At 67.6% G+C, this 13,837-nt stretch carries 9 protein-coding genes; 3 read left to right on the forward strand and 6 right to left on the reverse strand.

The window, feature by feature from the left end; genetic code table 11:
- Positions 1-64 precede the first annotated feature (64 nt).
- A complete protein-coding gene (locus tag A9K58_RS07455; protein ID WP_065198769.1) occupies positions 65-2,356 on the reverse strand; it encodes an NADP-dependent malic enzyme in 2,292 nt (763 codons plus the stop codon).
- Between the two features lie 230 nt (positions 2,357-2,586).
- On the reverse strand, positions 2,587-3,930 hold the full coding sequence (locus A9K58_RS07460; RefSeq protein WP_065198770.1) for a dicarboxylate/amino acid:cation symporter: 1,344 nt from the start codon (positions 3,928-3,930) through the stop codon (positions 2,587-2,589).
- 335 nt (positions 3,931-4,265) lie between these two features.
- Here A9K58_RS07460 and A9K58_RS07465 point away from each other — a divergent pair, with 335 nt between their 5' ends.
- Together A9K58_RS07465 and A9K58_RS07470 are read left to right on the forward strand one after the other, a co-directional pair.
- Positions 4,266-5,435 carry an OprO/OprP family phosphate-selective porin gene (locus tag A9K58_RS07465; RefSeq protein WP_065198771.1) on the forward strand — a complete coding sequence of 390 codons (1,170 nt, stop codon included), beginning with the start codon at positions 4,266-4,268 and terminating at the stop codon, positions 5,433-5,435.
- A 65-nt stretch (positions 5,436-5,500) separates the two neighbouring features.
- The gene (locus A9K58_RS07470; RefSeq protein WP_065198772.1) at positions 5,501-8,143 is read left to right on the forward strand and encodes a hybrid sensor histidine kinase/response regulator; all 2,643 of its coding nucleotides are present in this window, start codon (positions 5,501-5,503) and stop codon (positions 8,141-8,143) included.
- 456 nt (positions 8,144-8,599) lie between these two features.
- Here A9K58_RS07470 and A9K58_RS07475 read toward each other — a convergent pair whose 3' ends face one another.
- Genes A9K58_RS07475 through A9K58_RS07490 form a run of 4 tightly spaced genes read right to left on the reverse strand, consistent with a single transcriptional unit; the run spans position 8,600 to position 12,404 of the window.
- Positions 8,600-9,250, reverse strand: a complete 651-nt coding sequence (locus A9K58_RS07475; protein ID WP_065198773.1) for a response regulator — start codon at positions 9,248-9,250, stop codon at positions 8,600-8,602.
- A gap of 28 nt (positions 9,251-9,278) precedes the next feature.
- Positions 9,279-10,334, reverse strand: a complete 1,056-nt coding sequence (locus tag A9K58_RS07480) for an ABC transporter substrate-binding protein (RefSeq protein WP_065198774.1) — start codon at positions 10,332-10,334, stop codon at positions 9,279-9,281.
- Positions 10,331-11,722: a sensor histidine kinase gene (locus tag A9K58_RS07485; protein WP_065199012.1), complete on the reverse strand. Its 1,392-nt coding sequence runs from the start codon at positions 11,720-11,722 to the stop codon at positions 10,331-10,333. The genes A9K58_RS07480 and A9K58_RS07485 overlap by 4 nt, the downstream gene beginning before the upstream one ends.
- Positions 11,715-12,404 (reverse strand): response regulator transcription factor, encoded by a 690-nt coding sequence (locus tag A9K58_RS07490; protein WP_065198775.1) that lies wholly within the window; start codon positions 12,402-12,404, stop codon positions 11,715-11,717. Before A9K58_RS07490 ends, A9K58_RS07485 begins: the two co-directional genes overlap by 8 nt.
- A 242-nt stretch (positions 12,405-12,646) precedes the next feature.
- On the opposite strand from A9K58_RS07490, the gene A9K58_RS07495 reads away from it, so the two are divergent.
- Positions 12,647-13,786, forward strand: a complete 1,140-nt coding sequence (locus A9K58_RS07495) for an OprO/OprP family phosphate-selective porin (protein ID WP_065198776.1) — start codon at positions 12,647-12,649, stop codon at positions 13,784-13,786.
- The last annotated feature ends 51 nt before the right edge of the window (positions 13,787-13,837 follow it).

Here is a 13,837-nt window from a genome sequence, read left to right on the forward strand (position 1 = left end):
AAGGGGCGCGCCGAAGGCGGGGGTAGAGGAAGAATGCGTGGGCAGCGGAAGCGGGAAAGAAGGCTTATGCCTTCTTTTCCGCTTCCAGCTGCTTCCTGATCTGCGCGTCGACTGCAGCAATCGCCGTCATGTTGAGGATCCGGCGCGAGGTCGCGCTGGTGGTCAGGATGTGCACCGGCTTGTTCACGCCCATCAGGATCGGGCCGATCGCAACACCGTCGGTGAACACGCGCACCAGGTTGTAGGCGATGTTGGCAGCCTCCAGGTTCGGCAGCACGAACAGGTTGGCGCGGCCCTGCAGGGTCGAGCCCGGCAGCAGCTTCTGGCGCAGCGCTTCATCCCACGCGGTGTCGCCCTGCATTTCGCCGTCCACGTTCAGGCGCGGGTTGCGCTTGAGCAGCAGCTCGCGCACCTGGCGCATCTTCAGCGCATCCTTCGAATCATGGCTGCCGAAGTTGGAGTGCGACAGCAGCGCCACCTTCGGCTCGATGCCGAACAGCTTCATGCGGTAAGCCGCCTGCAGGGTCGCTTCGCACAGCTGCTCGGCGGTGGGATCTTCCTGCACGTGGGTATCGACGAAGAAGAACACGCCCTGCTGGTTGATCACGCCGGTCATCGCCGAGGTCGAGGTGACCTTCGGCTCCAGCGGCAGCACGCTACGCACGTAGCCCAGCTTCTTGTGGAAGCGGCCGACGATGCCGGTCAGCATCGCATCGGCTTCGCCACGGGCGACCATCACCGCCGCGATCAGGGTCGGGCGCGAGCGCATCAGGTTCTTCGCCGCGGCCACGGTCACGCCACGACGGCCGGTCAGGCCGTGGTAGTACTGCCAGTACTCGTTGAAGCGCGGATCATCATTGATGTTGGTGACTTCGACGTTCTCGCCGATCTTCAGGCGCAGGCCGAGGCGCTCGATGCGCGACTCGATCACTTCCGGGCGGCCGATCAGGATCGGGTGCGCCAGGCCGTCATCGACCACGTTCTGCACCGCCTGCAGCACCACTTCCTCTTCGCCCTCAGCGTAGACCACCCGCTGCTTGTCGCTGCGCGCGCGGTCGTAGACCGGCTTCATCATCAGGCTGGTGCGGTAGACGAACTGGGCCAGCTTGTCGCGGTACGCGCCCATGTCCTCGATCGGGCGCGAGGCCACGCCCGAATCCATCGCGGCCTGGGCCACGGCGGCCGACAGCTCAACCAGCAGGCGGCGATCGAACGGGCGTGGGATCAGGTATTCACGGCCAAAGCTCGGCGTGTCGCCGCCGTAGGCCGACCCCATGTCGGTGGCGGCACGGCGGGCCAGTGCGGCGATGGCGCGCACGCAGGCGATCTTCATTTCCTCGTTGATCGCCGTGGCGCCCACGTCCAGCGCGCCACGGAACAGGTACGGGAAGCACAGCACGTTGTTGACCTGGTTCGGATAGTCCGAACGGCCGGTGCCGATGATCGCGTCCGGGCGCGCCGCGCGCGCCACTTCCGGCATGATTTCCGGGGTCGGGTTGGCCAGGGCGAAGATCACCGGGTCCGGTGCCATGGTCTTGACCATCTCGGCGGTCAGGATGCCCGGTGCCGACAGGCCCAGGAAGATGTCGGCGCCGTCGACGATCTCGGCCAGGGTGCGCTTGTCGGTGTCGCGCGCATAGCGCTTCTTTTCCGGGTCCAGGTCGGTACGGCCGGTGTGGATCACGCCCTCGCGGTCGAAGGCCAGGATGTTCTCCGGCTTCAGGCCCAGCTGCACCAGCATGTTCACGCAGGAAACGCCGGCCGCGCCCATGCCCGTGGTCGCCAGCTTCACTTCCTCGATCTTCTTGCCGGTGATCGCCATCGCGTTGAGCACGGCCGCGCCGACGATGATCGCCGTGCCGTGCTGGTCGTCATGGAACACCGGGATCTTCATGCGCTCGCGCAGCTTGCGCTCGACCACGAAGCACTCCGGTGCCTTGATGTCTTCCAGGTTGATGCCGCCGAAGGTCGGCTCCAGCGAAGCGATGATGTCCACCAGCTTGTCCGGGTCGGTCTCGTCGACTTCGATGTCGAACACATCGATGCCGGCGAACTTCTGGAACAGCACGCCCTTGCCTTCCATCACCGGCTTGCCGGCCAGTGCGCCGATGTTGCCCAGTCCCAGCACCGCGGTGCCGTTGGAGATCACCGCCACCAGGTTGCCGCGGGCGGTCAGCTCGCTGGCCTGCTGCGGGTCGGCCTTGATCGCTTCACAGGCATACGCCACGCCCGGCGAATACGCCAGCGACAGGTCGCGCTGGGTCAGCATCGGCTTGGTCGCAGAGACCTTGATCTTGCCCGGCGGGGACATCCGGTGGTAATCGAGGGCGGCCTGTTTGAAATCTTCGTTGGACATCGACGTTGGTTACATGAATGGGCAAGAGGGACAGGGGATGATACCCCCGTTGGAGCGTCGGGACCTGTCGCTATCCTGTCGCAACCATGCTGCGACCGCACAATAGACCGCCATACGCGAGAGTATCCGGATGCCAGCTTCGGCGCCGTCCGTGACAATCCCGGGACGCCCTGAAACACCGCGGGGCCGTGCCACTGGCGTGACCGGCCCCGCAGCACCACACAAGTGGATCAGCCCTTGGCCGGCAGCGCCTCAGGCAGCGAATCGACCGGCGGCGGCAACTCGCTTTCACGACCGTCCAGCGCCAGCTGCAGGCGGTTGTGGTCCAGCGCGCCTTCCCAGCGCGAGACCACCACGGTGGCCACCGCGTTGCCGATGAAGTTGGTCAGCGAGCGGCATTCGCTCATGAAGCGGTCCACGCCCAGGATCAGCGCCATGCCGGCCACCGGCACTTCCGGCACCACCGCCAGCGTCGCCGCCAGGGTGATGAAACCGGCACCGGTCACGCCGGCCGCCCCCTTGGAGCTGAGCATGGCGACCAGCAGCAGCGCGATCTGGTGACCCAGGGTCAGTTCGGTGTTGGTGGCCTGGGCGATGAACAGTGCCGCCAAGGTCATGTAGATGTTGGTGCCATCCAGGTTGAACGAGTAACCGGTCGGTACCACCAGGCCCACCACCGACTTGCTGCAGCCGGCGCGTTCCATCTTCTCCATCAGCGATGGCAGCGCGGATTCGGACGAGGAGGTCCCCAGCACCAGCAGCAGCTCGGCCTTCAGGTAGCGCGCCAGCTTGAACACCGAGAAGCCGCACAGGCGGCAGACCACGCCCAGGATCACCGCCACGAACAGGAAGGCGGTGAGGTAGAACGAACCGACCAGCCACGCCAGGTTGACCAGCGAACCCACGCCGTACTTGCCGATGGTGAAGGCGATCGCACCGAAGGCACCGATCGGGGCCGCCTTCATCAGGATGTGCACCAGCTTGAACACCGGGGCGACCAGCGCTTCCAGGAAGTTCAGCACCGGCTTGCCCTTCTCGCCCACCGAGGCCAGCGCGACGCCGAACAGCACCGCCACGAACAGCACCTGCAGGATGTTGCCGTCGACGAAGGCGCTGATCAGCGTCTTGGGAATGATGTCCATCAGGAAGCCGACCAGGGTCAGCTCATGCGACTTCTTGACGTAGTTGTTGACGTCGGTCTGGTCCAGGTCGAGCGGATTGATGTTCATGCCCGCGCCGGGCTGCACCACGTGCGCCACGATCATGCCTACCACCAGCGCCAGCGTGGAGAAGAACAGGAAATACACCATCGCCTTGATGAACACCCGGCCCACGGTGCGCAGGTGGGTCATTCCCGCGATGCCGGTGACGATGGTCAGGAAGATCACCGGCGCGATGATCATCTTCACCAGGTTGATGAAGGCGTCGCCCAGCGGCTTCATCTTCGCGCCGAGCAGCGGTTCATAGTGGCCCAGGATGGCACCCAGGATGATCGCCACGATCACCTGGACGTACAGCTGGCGATAGATCGGCAACGGCTTTGCAGGCACCGGTGCTGCGGTCGGGATGTGCATGGCGGACTCCGGAAGGGGCGTTTTCAGGCACGTACGGGCCCGGGACTGCACGGGAACCGTTACCGTGGAAACTGCTCGCAGGCCCTGCGCAGCACGCGCAGGGGGTGCGACCAATGGACGCCTTTGTACGCGCCGGGCACGCCGGCGCAGATAACCTATTGGTACTAGCCCCCCGGTTCAGGTGAGCGTGGTGCCTACACTGGCGCCACACCGCCCGACCACGGGATGGCCGGTGGCCCAGGCTGAACGGCCGGGCACGTTCTTCCTGCAAAAGTTCCGGCCGCAGCGGCCGTTGTTGTCCTGTCCACACGCAATCCGAGAGAGCCGCACCCACCATGCGCCCGATTCCCCCCCTGCTGGCCCTGTCGCTGGCCGCCCTTCCCGCCCTCGCCTCTGCTGCCGACTTCGACAACTGGCCGACCCGGTACACCTTCGGCGATGGCACCGAGCTGGCGGCCACCGCCAACATTGCCTACGACTACAACGATTTTTCGTCGGGCAGCGGCCTGGAGGACGATGACGCAGTGCGCCGCAAGGAATTCGGCGCAACGCTGAAAAAGAAGGGCGTCTACGATGCGATGGTCTACTACGACTTCCAGGCCGACACCTGGCTGGACGTGTTCGTGCGCCTGGAGAGCAAGGCCTTGTTCGGGCGCGACGTCGGCCGCTTCCGCTTCGGTTACATGAAGACCCCGGTCGGCCTGGATGCGAACACCTCCTCGCGTGCCGGCAGCTTCCTGGAAACTTCGCTGCCGGTGCAGGCCTTCTACGAAGGCCGCCGTACCGGCGTGGAGTGGGTGCTGGAGCGCCCGCAGTACCTGCTGCAGGCCGGTGCCTATGGCGGCAAGGACCTGCAGGGTGACAACCCCGGCACCACCCAGGCCGCGCGTGCGGTGTGGACGCCGGTGAAGGCGCCGGGTGACGTGATCCACCTGGGCCTGGCCTATTCGCAGGAGAACCCGCGCGGCTACCGCGATGGCCGCGACGTGCACCACGAGGCCAGCGCCCGCCTGCGCGCCCGCCCGGAAGCCGGCCTGACCGACATCCGCTACGTCGATTCGGGCGCGCTGGCCACCGCCGACCAGATCCGCCGCACCGGCCTGGAAGGCATCTGGATCCGTGGCCCGTTCTCGCTGCAGGCCGAAGCCCTGCGCGCCACGGTCACCCGCCATGACGGCAAGCCCGACTACACCGGCAGCGGCCAGTACGCGATGGCCAGCTGGGTGCTGACCGGCGAATCGCGCCCGTACAACGCTGGCGCAGTGGCCAACATCAAGCCCGCGCACGATTACGGTGCGGTGGAACTGGTCGCCCGTTACAGTCGCCTCGACCTGGACGATGGCAGCATCCTCGGCGGCCGCCAGCACGACCTGACCTTGGGCGCGAACTGGTACCTGACCAGCCACTTCAAGTTCCAGGCCAACTACGTGAAGGTCGACGCCAGCCGTCGTGGCGTGCACAGCACGCCGGAGATCTTCGAACTTCGCGCACAGATGCACTTCTGACCCTTCCACGTCAAGCCCCGGCGGGCGTGCACGCCACGCCCGCCGGCCCTGCGTAGACTGCCGCCATGTACTGGCTCAGCCGCCACCGGATGCTGTTGCTGACGATCCTGGTGATGGTCGGTGGCACCATGCTGTGCGCGGTCGCCGCCGGCCACTACGCCTGGCGGCGCGCGCTCGGCGAGGAAAGCAGCCAGGTGCAACGCCAGCTGCAACTGTATGGCCAGGGCCTGCAACAGCGCATCGACCGCTTCGGCACCCTGCCCCAGGTCCTGGCACTGGATCCGGACCTGCTGCATGCGCTGCGCGTAGCGCCCTCGGCGGCCGAACGGCAACGGCTGAACCTCAAGCTGCAACGGGCCAACGAAGTCACGCGTGCCTCGACCCTGACCCTGGTCGGCCACGACGGCGTGGCGGTGGCGGCCAGCAACTGGGACCAGCCGACCAGCAATGTCGGCGAGAACTACAGCTACCGCCCCTACTACCGCCAGGCACTGGCCAGCGGCCGTGGCCGCTTCTATGGCATCGGCATGACCACCGGCGTGCCCGGCTACTACCTGTCGCAGGCCATCGAGGATGACGGCAAGCGGCTCGGTGTGGTGGTGATCAAGGTCGAGCTGTCCGCGCTGGAACAGGAATGGTTGAGCAGTCCGGACGTGGTGCTGGCCAGCGACGACCACGACGTGGTGTTCCTGGCCAACCGTGACAGCTGGCGCTACCGGCTGCTGCGTCCACTGGGTGCCGGTGAGCGCCGCGAAATGCTCGACGCCCGCCAGTACGCCGACCGCGCATTGCAGCCGCTGCGCGCACGCACCGAAGACGTGCTGGCCGACGGCGGCCGCATGGTGCGGCTGCTGGATCCGGCGTTGCCGCAACCCATGTTGTGGCAAAGCCTGCCGCTGCCGGCCGAAGGCTGGAACCTGCACCTGCTGCATGACGCCGGCAGCGCCATCGCCGCCGGTCGCGCGGCCGCACTCACCGGCGGTGCCGCGTGGCTGGCCCTGGGCTTCCTGGTGCTGTTCGTGCAGCAGCGCCGGCGCCTGGCCAAGCACCGCCTGCGCAGCCGCCGCGAACTGGAAACCCTGCTCAAGCAGCATGCCCAGGAGCTGCGCACCGCGCAGGACGGCCTGCTGCAGGCCGCTACGGCCGCCGACAGCGGCCTCAGCCGCAGCCTCGAGCACCTGCCGCAGGGCGTGGTGGTGATCGACCGGGAGTTGCGCTTGGTCGCATGGAACTCCCGCTACCTGGAGCTGTTCCGTTTCCCGCCGGACCTGGTGCGCGTCGGGCGGCCGATCGAAGACCTGTTCCGCTTCAATGCTCGCCGCGGCCTGCTCGGCCCCGGCCCGATAGACGAGGCCATCGAGCGTCGCCTCAATCATCTGCGCAGCGGCCGCCCGCACATGCGCGAGAGCGAGAAGGACGACGGCACGGTGCTGGAGATCCGCGGCAATCCGCTACCCGATGGTGGTTTTGTCACCAGTTACGCCGACATCACCAGCTACAAGAACGCGGCGCGCGAACTGCGCTCGCTGGCCGACGCGCTGGAGCATCGCGTCGCCGAGCGCACCCGCGACCTGGATGAAGCGCGCCGCGAGGCCGAACAGGCCAACCGCTACAAGACCCGCTTCGTCGCTTCGGCAGTGCACGACCTGCTGCAGCCGCTCAATGCCGCGCGCATGTTCGTGTCCGTGCTGCGCGGCAAGCTGGGCGACCCGGCGCAACAGCAGACTGCCGACCACATCGACGCCGCATTGGCGGCGCAGGATGCGATCCTCAACAGCCTGCTGGACATCGCGCGGCTGGAATCAGGCAGCCTGCCCACGCGCGTGCAGGCCTTCCGGCTGGGCCCCCTGCTGCAGACGCTGGCGCGCGAGTTCGGCATCGCCGCGCAATCACGCGGGCTGGTGGTGGACTGGGTCGATACCGATGCGGTGGTGGTCAGCGATGAAGCACTGCTGCGCCGCATCCTGCAGAATTTCCTGTCCAACGCGCTGCGCTACAGCGAACGCGGCCGCGTGCTGCTTGGTTGCCGTCGCCGCGATGGACGGCTGTGGATCGAGGTACACGATCAGGGTCCCGGCATTCCCGATGCGCTGCAGGGCGAAATCTTCGAGGAGTTCCGCCGCCTGCACGACGGCCAGCAACGCGGTGCCGGCCTCGGCCTGGCCATTGTCGATCGCATCGGTCGCCTGCTCGGCCACCCGATCCGGCTGCGCTCGCGGCTGGGCCAGGGCAGCGTGTTCGCGGTGGGCGTGCCATTCGGTGAAGCCAGCGCGATTCCTACGACTGCGCCCGCGCCGGTGCTGGTGCAGGAACCGGCTGCGGACAATCCCCTGCGCGGGCGCCGGGTGTGGGTGATCGACGACGATCCGCACGTGTGCGCGGCCAGCCGCGCGCTCCTCGAGCGCTGGGGCTGCGAGGTGACGCTGGCCGATGGCCCGCAGGCGGCCTTGCAGTTTGCCGCGACGGCAACAGTGCCGGAGCTGGTATTGCTGGATGTGCGCATGGGCGACCACCATGGGCCGGTGCTGTACGAGGCATTGGCCGAGCTGTGGCAGGCACGCCCGCCGGTGGTACTGGTCACCGCCGAGCGCGACGCGGGGCTGCGCGAGATGGCCGCCGGGCGCGGCTGGGGAATGATGGCCAAGCCGGTGAAGCCACCGGCGCTGCGGGCGCTGATGAGTCAGTTGCTGGTGCGGCATCGCGGGTAGTTTCCAGCCAACGGCGCAGCCCCTCGTGGGTGGTGTCTGGTTGGTCGTGGAAAGCAAAAGCCGTGGGTGGGCCGGTCGGGTTGGGTGCGCGGGGGACGCCGTGAATCCGTCCCTGGAGGCTTGGCAGCCGCATCCATGCGGCTGACACCCCCGCGCACCCAACCCGACCGGCCTCCGACAGATTTCGGTGGCCTGCACCCACGGAGAAGAAAATAAGATCAAAAGCGGGTCGCGCGCTGCGCTTGCTCGTGTAGAGCCGAGCCCATGCTCGGCTTCACGGACCGGCCAGAAAGCAGCCGAGCGTGGGCTCGGCTCTACAAAAAGCGGCCTGTCAGGCTGCCTTTGCTTTTGATCTTCTTTTCTCTTCCGTGGGTGGACGTGCACGGAACCTGCCCGGCCTCACCCATGAACTGCTCTACGTGTCCACCCACGAGGGGCGGCGCCGTTGGCTGGAAACTACAGTCCAGCGCCCGCGTCGCCTTCCGGCTCCAGCGCCTTCACCAGCACCGCTGCCTGCGTTCGGCTATGGCACTCGAGCTTCTTCAGGATCGCGGTGACATGCACCTTCACCGTGTTCTCGGCCAGCCCCAGCGTATAGGCAATCTGCTTGTTGAGCAGGCCATCGGCCAGGCACAGCAGCACCCGGAACTGCTGCGGGGTCAGCTGCGCCAGGCGGCTGGCCAGCAGCGCGTCGGCCTCGGACCGTTCAGCGGCCATCGCCGGGAACCACAGGCCTCCATCGAGCACCACCTGCACCGCCTCGCCAATGGTCTCGGCCGGGGCCGACTTCGGGATGAATCCGGCGGCACCGAACTGCTGGGCGCGGCGGATCACGCGCGGGTGGTCATTGGACGAAAGGATCACCACCGGGATGTCCGGATGCGCGCCGCGCACATGCAGCAGTGCAGAGAAACCATGCGCGCCCGGCATGGTGAGGTCGAGCAGCACCAGGTCCACGTCCGGATGGGCATCCAGGGCCTCGGCGAGCGCCTCGGCACTCGCCACCTCGCGCACCTGCGCCAGCGGCAGGCTCTGCCGCAGCGACTGCACCACCGCCGAACGCAGCAACGGATGGTCATCGGCAATCAGGATGGTGTATTCGCTCATGCGGCCATTGTACGGGCGGGCCGCCGCCTCAGCGCCCCGCGGGCTCCACGCTGCTGCGCCAGGCGTCGAGGAACTGGCGGCGCTTGAGTGCGTCCAGATACACCAGCAGGCCCGGTCCGAGCTGGATCGGGCGGCGACTGCGGCCCGGCGCACCGTCATCGTGCGTGCTGCCGGTCACGATCGGCATCAACCGCGCCTCACGCGACAGTACCTGCTGGCCGCGGGGCGACAACAGGTAATCGAGGAAACGGCGCGCCTCCTGCGGGTGTGGCCCGGTGCGCGGAATCACCGCAGTCCGCAGCACCACCAGCGTGTAGTCCTCCGGCTCGACGATCGCCAGCGGCGCGCCGGCGTCGATGCGCGCCTGTGCATAGGAACCAAGGACGTTGTAGACCAGCGACAGCTGGCCGCTGGCAACCTGGTCCAGCAGCACACCGGTGCGCTCCTCGCGCACCACGTCATTGTCGCCGAGCGCGCCCAGCAGTGCGCCGGCGATGCTGCCGCGCTGCGCGTCCTGGGTGGCCAGCAGGTAACCGACACTGCTGCGCTCGATGTCATAAGTACCGACCCTGCCACGCAGTGGTGCGCCTTCGGCACGCAGGCGATCCAGCAGCTGGCGCCGCGTATGCGGTACTTCCGCCGCAGGCAGTGCACGGGTGTTGTAGACCATCACCACCGGCTCATAGCTGATGCCGAACGCCTCGCTGCGCCACTGCGCCCATGCCGGCAACGCGGCAGTCTGCGCCGAGCGGTGCGGCACCGCATGGCCGTCGTTGACCAGCTTGGTCTGCAGGTCCATGCCACTGGAGATCAGCAGGTCCGGCGAAGCAGGACCGTGGCGGTCATGCAGGTAACGTGCGTACAGGTCCTGGGTGATGATGTCTTCATAGATGACCTCGGTGCCCGGATGCAGGCGCTGGTAGTCGGCGATCACCACCGCGAATACCTCGATGTCGGTGGTGCCATGGATGCGCAGCTGTGCGGTGGCTTTGCCCTGGGCGGGGAAGCGGCGCACATCACCGGGCGCGGCCAGTACCGGCAGGGCCAACAACAGGGCAAAAGCCACTGCGAACAATCGGATCATGGGCTGCTCCGGGGCAGGCGGACGGTGGCGATCAACCCGCCCTGCGGGCGGTTGCTCAGGTCGATGCGTCCACCGTGGCTGTCGACCACGCGCTTGACGATGGCCAGGCCAAGGCCGGCCCCCCCCGACGGTGCGCCTTCGCCGCGGGCGAAGCGCTCGAACACGCGTTCGGCGTCCGCAGGCGCGATGCCGGCGCCGTGGTCGGCAATGGTCAGCACGGCCTGCCCGCCCTCCACGGTCAGCGCGATCTGCAGAGGGCCCTCGCCGCCGTACTTCAGTGCATTGTCGACCAGGTTCTTGATCGCCTCGCGCAACAGCAACGCATCGCCATGCACCTGTACCGGTTCGGCGGTCATCGCCAATTGCACGCGCGGTGCTGGACCGGCCTGCGGCAGGACGTCATGCAGGGCCTGGTGCACGGTCTCGGCCAGGTCCACCGCGACGAACCGCTGCAGATGCGAACGATGGATCACGCTGGCATCGCTGAGCAGCTGGTTGAGCAACCGGCTCATGTGGGTGGCGTTGCGCTCGATCGCCTGCAGGCTGCGCCGCATGTCTTCCGGATCATCATCATCCAGCGCCAGCTGCGCCTGCGCGCGCAGCGCCGCCAGTGGCGTGCGCATCTGGTGTGCAGCCTCGGCCATGAACGCGCGCAGCGTTTCGTTGCTGCTGGACAGCCGTTCCATGAAGCGGTTCAGCGCCGCCACCATCTGGTCCATCTCGCGTGGCACGTGCGCATCCAACGGCTTCAGGTCGGAAGGCTCACGCCGCGACAACTCGCGCTCCACACGCACCAGCGGCCGGAACGCGCGATGCACGCCGAAGGCGACCAGTGCCAGCAGCAGGCCGGACAACACGCCGATTGCCAGCAGCGCGCGGTTGACCATGTCCTGCGCGACGGCCTCGCGCGCGCGGCGGGTCTGCCCCACCTGCACCTGCACCTCGCCCTGCGCCGAGGCGGCGGCGAAGCTGCGGCTGACCACCACGAAGCGCACCTTCTCACCGCTGTACACCGCATCGAACAGTTGCGGATTCGCACCGGGCCGGCGCGGCGGTGCCGGCAGGTCACCGTAGCCGGTGATCAGGTTGCCGCGGCTGTCGGCCACGCGATAGAACACGCGGTCCTCAGGTGCCATCGCCAGCAGGTCCAGCGCGGCATAGGGCAGGTCGACCTGCCACTGGCCATCGACCAGGGCCACCGAATCGCCGATGGACAGCGCCGAGGACACCAGCAGGTGGTCATAGGAGCGGTTTGCAGCGCGCTGGCCATAATCGCGCGCGGCGAACAGCAGGGCGACCGCGAACACCGCCAGCAACGCCCCGAGGTAAAGCAGCAGCGTGCGCCGCAGCGAGCCTGGCGCGGCATTCGCGACACGCGTGTCAACCATCGGCATCGGAGCCGCCATTGCTGGCTTCCAGCAGGTAGCCGACGCCGCGCACCGTGGTGATGCGCAGCGGTGCGCCGGCAAGCTTCCTTCTCAGGCGGCCGACGTACAGCTCGATGGCATTCGGTCCCGCCTCATCATCGAAGCCGAACAGCCTATTGCCGATCTCATCCTTGCCTACCACCTGGCCGAGTCGGCCGACCAGGATCTCAAGCAACCGGTACTCCCGGTTGGGGAGTTCGATCGGCTCGCCATCGAGGCTGACCCGGCGCGCGGCATTGTCGAACTGGAAGCTGCCGATCTGCACCACTTCGCTGGCCTGGCCGCGTGCACGCCGCAGCAGCACGCGGCAGCGCGCCTCGAACTCGCGGAAATCGAACGGCTTGCCAAGATAGTCGTCGGCGCCGACGTCCAGTGCCTGCACCCGGTCTTCGATGCCATCGCGTGCGGTCAGCATCAGCACGGGCGTGCTGTCGCCACGTTCGCGCATGCCAGCCAGTACCTGCAGGCCGTCGAGCTTGGGCAGGCCGATATCCAGCACCACCAGGTCGAAGCTCTGGTAGCGCAGCACGCTGGCCGCCGCCAGGCCATCGGCCTGCCAGTCCACGGCATGCCCGCTGCGGCGCATGCGACGGATGATCGCATCGGCCAGATCCGGATTGTCTTCGACCAGCAGCAGGCGCATGGGCACAACGGTGGGAGGGGAAGCGAATGCTACCGCATGGCGCGTGGCCAGCCCCGGGGCATGGTCCGGGCGGCAGAACGAAGCCGTTTACGCTGCACCGCACAAACCGCTGACAGGACGATGACAGCTACGGCAACCCAGACTGCGGCCACGCACCGTCCGGTGCCCACGATTGCCGCGCGCCTGGCGTGCACCTGGGAGGGTTTGTGGAATTCACGTTTGCCTGGCGGCGTCCTGCCGCCATGATGGCGCTGGCGGTCCTGTCGGCGCCGGCCTTTGCCGCCGAAGACGACCGTCCGGTCACGGCCGCCCTTGGGGGCCGCCTGCACCTGGACTTCGCCACCTTCGACAACGACAACCGCGGTGCCCCGAACAAGGACGACACCGAGATCCGCCGTGCGTGGCTGGACGTGTCGGGCAAGTTCTTCGTGGTCGACTACAAGCTGGAAGCCGACTTCTCCGGCGACCGCGTCGAGGCCAAGGACGTGTACCTGGCGCGCAGCTTCGGCAAGGCCGGCAAGCTGACCGTCGGCCAGTTCAAGCAGTACTTCTCGCTGGATGACCGCACCAGTTCCAACTACGGCAGCTTCCTCGAGCGCGGCAACGCCGGCACCACGCTGGCTCCGCTGTACCGCCTGGGCGCATCGTGGCAGGCCAATCCGGGCGACGTCACCTGGGCCGCCAGCATCTACAGCCTGGAGAGCATCGACGCCTGGCAGGTGAAGGGCCGTGCCGCCGGTGGCCGCGTTACCTGGGCGCCCTCTCCCAGCGACGGCGACGTGCTGCACCTGGGCCTGTCACTGGCCCGCGAGGCGTATGACAACCCCGGTGCCAACGGCGTACCGGCGCTGCGGATCCGCCCGCGCCCGGCGGGCCACCTGTCCGACAACATCCGCCTGACCCTGGTCGACTTTTCCACCGGCCGCGACACCGACGTCAACAAGTGGTCGCTGGAATACGCGCAGGTGCGCGGCCCGCTGTCGTGGCAGGGCGAGTTCAGTGGCGCCACCTTCGATGATGGGGCCCAGCGCGGCGACGTGATGGCGGCCTACGGCATGCTCAGCTGGTTCGTCACCGGCGAAAGCCGCGCGTACGACCGCAAGACCGGCCGCTTCGCGCGCGTGAAGGACATCCGCCACAAGGCGGGTGCCTTCGAAGTGGCGCTGCGCTACGACCAGATGCGGGGCGCGCAGCACCTGGATGGCGCGCCGGACCTGCGCCGCGGCAGCACCGAAGCGTGGACGCTGGGCGGCAACTGGTACCTGCGCGACAACCTGCGCTTCATGCTCAACGTGATCGAAAGCCGCAACCGCGACCGCCTGGCCGGGGTCACGGTGGACCGCACGCGGGCGGTCACCGGCCGCCTGCAGTACGACTTCTAGGCCTGAAACTCCGGGCGCGCGCCGCCCGCGACCCTTCCACTCCCCCACGTC

This window comes from Stenotrophomonas maltophilia (assembly GCF_001676385.1).
Classification (GTDB): Bacteria; Pseudomonadota; Gammaproteobacteria; order Xanthomonadales; family Xanthomonadaceae; genus Stenotrophomonas; species Stenotrophomonas maltophilia_J.

Bases quoted from the DNA above. Each gene is read 5' to 3' on its own strand.
- A9K58_RS07455 (WP_065198769.1), bottom strand. From the start codon at position 2,356: ATGTCCAACGAAGATTTCAAACAGGCCGCCCTCGATTACCACCGGATG.
- A9K58_RS07460 (WP_065198770.1), bottom strand. From the start codon at position 3,930: ATGCACATCCCGACCGCAGCACCGGTGCCTGCAAAGCCGTTGCCGATC.
- A9K58_RS07465 (WP_065198771.1), top strand. From the start codon at position 4,266: ATGCGCCCGATTCCCCCCCTGCTGGCCCTGTCGCTGGCCGCCCTTCCC.
- A9K58_RS07470 (WP_065198772.1), top strand. From the start codon at position 5,501: ATGTACTGGCTCAGCCGCCACCGGATGCTGTTGCTGACGATCCTGGTG.
- A9K58_RS07475 (WP_065198773.1), bottom strand. From the start codon at position 9,250: ATGAGCGAATACACCATCCTGATTGCCGATGACCATCCGTTGCTGCGT.
- A9K58_RS07480 (WP_065198774.1), bottom strand. From the start codon at position 10,334: ATGATCCGATTGTTCGCAGTGGCTTTTGCCCTGTTGTTGGCCCTGCCG.
- A9K58_RS07485 (WP_065199012.1), bottom strand. From the start codon at position 11,722: ATGGTTGACACGCGTGTCGCGAATGCCGCGCCAGGCTCGCTGCGGCGC.
- A9K58_RS07490 (WP_065198775.1), bottom strand. From the start codon at position 12,404: ATGCGCCTGCTGCTGGTCGAAGACAATCCGGATCTGGCCGATGCGATC.
- A9K58_RS07495 (WP_065198776.1), top strand. From the start codon at position 12,647: ATGATGGCGCTGGCGGTCCTGTCGGCGCCGGCCTTTGCCGCCGAAGAC.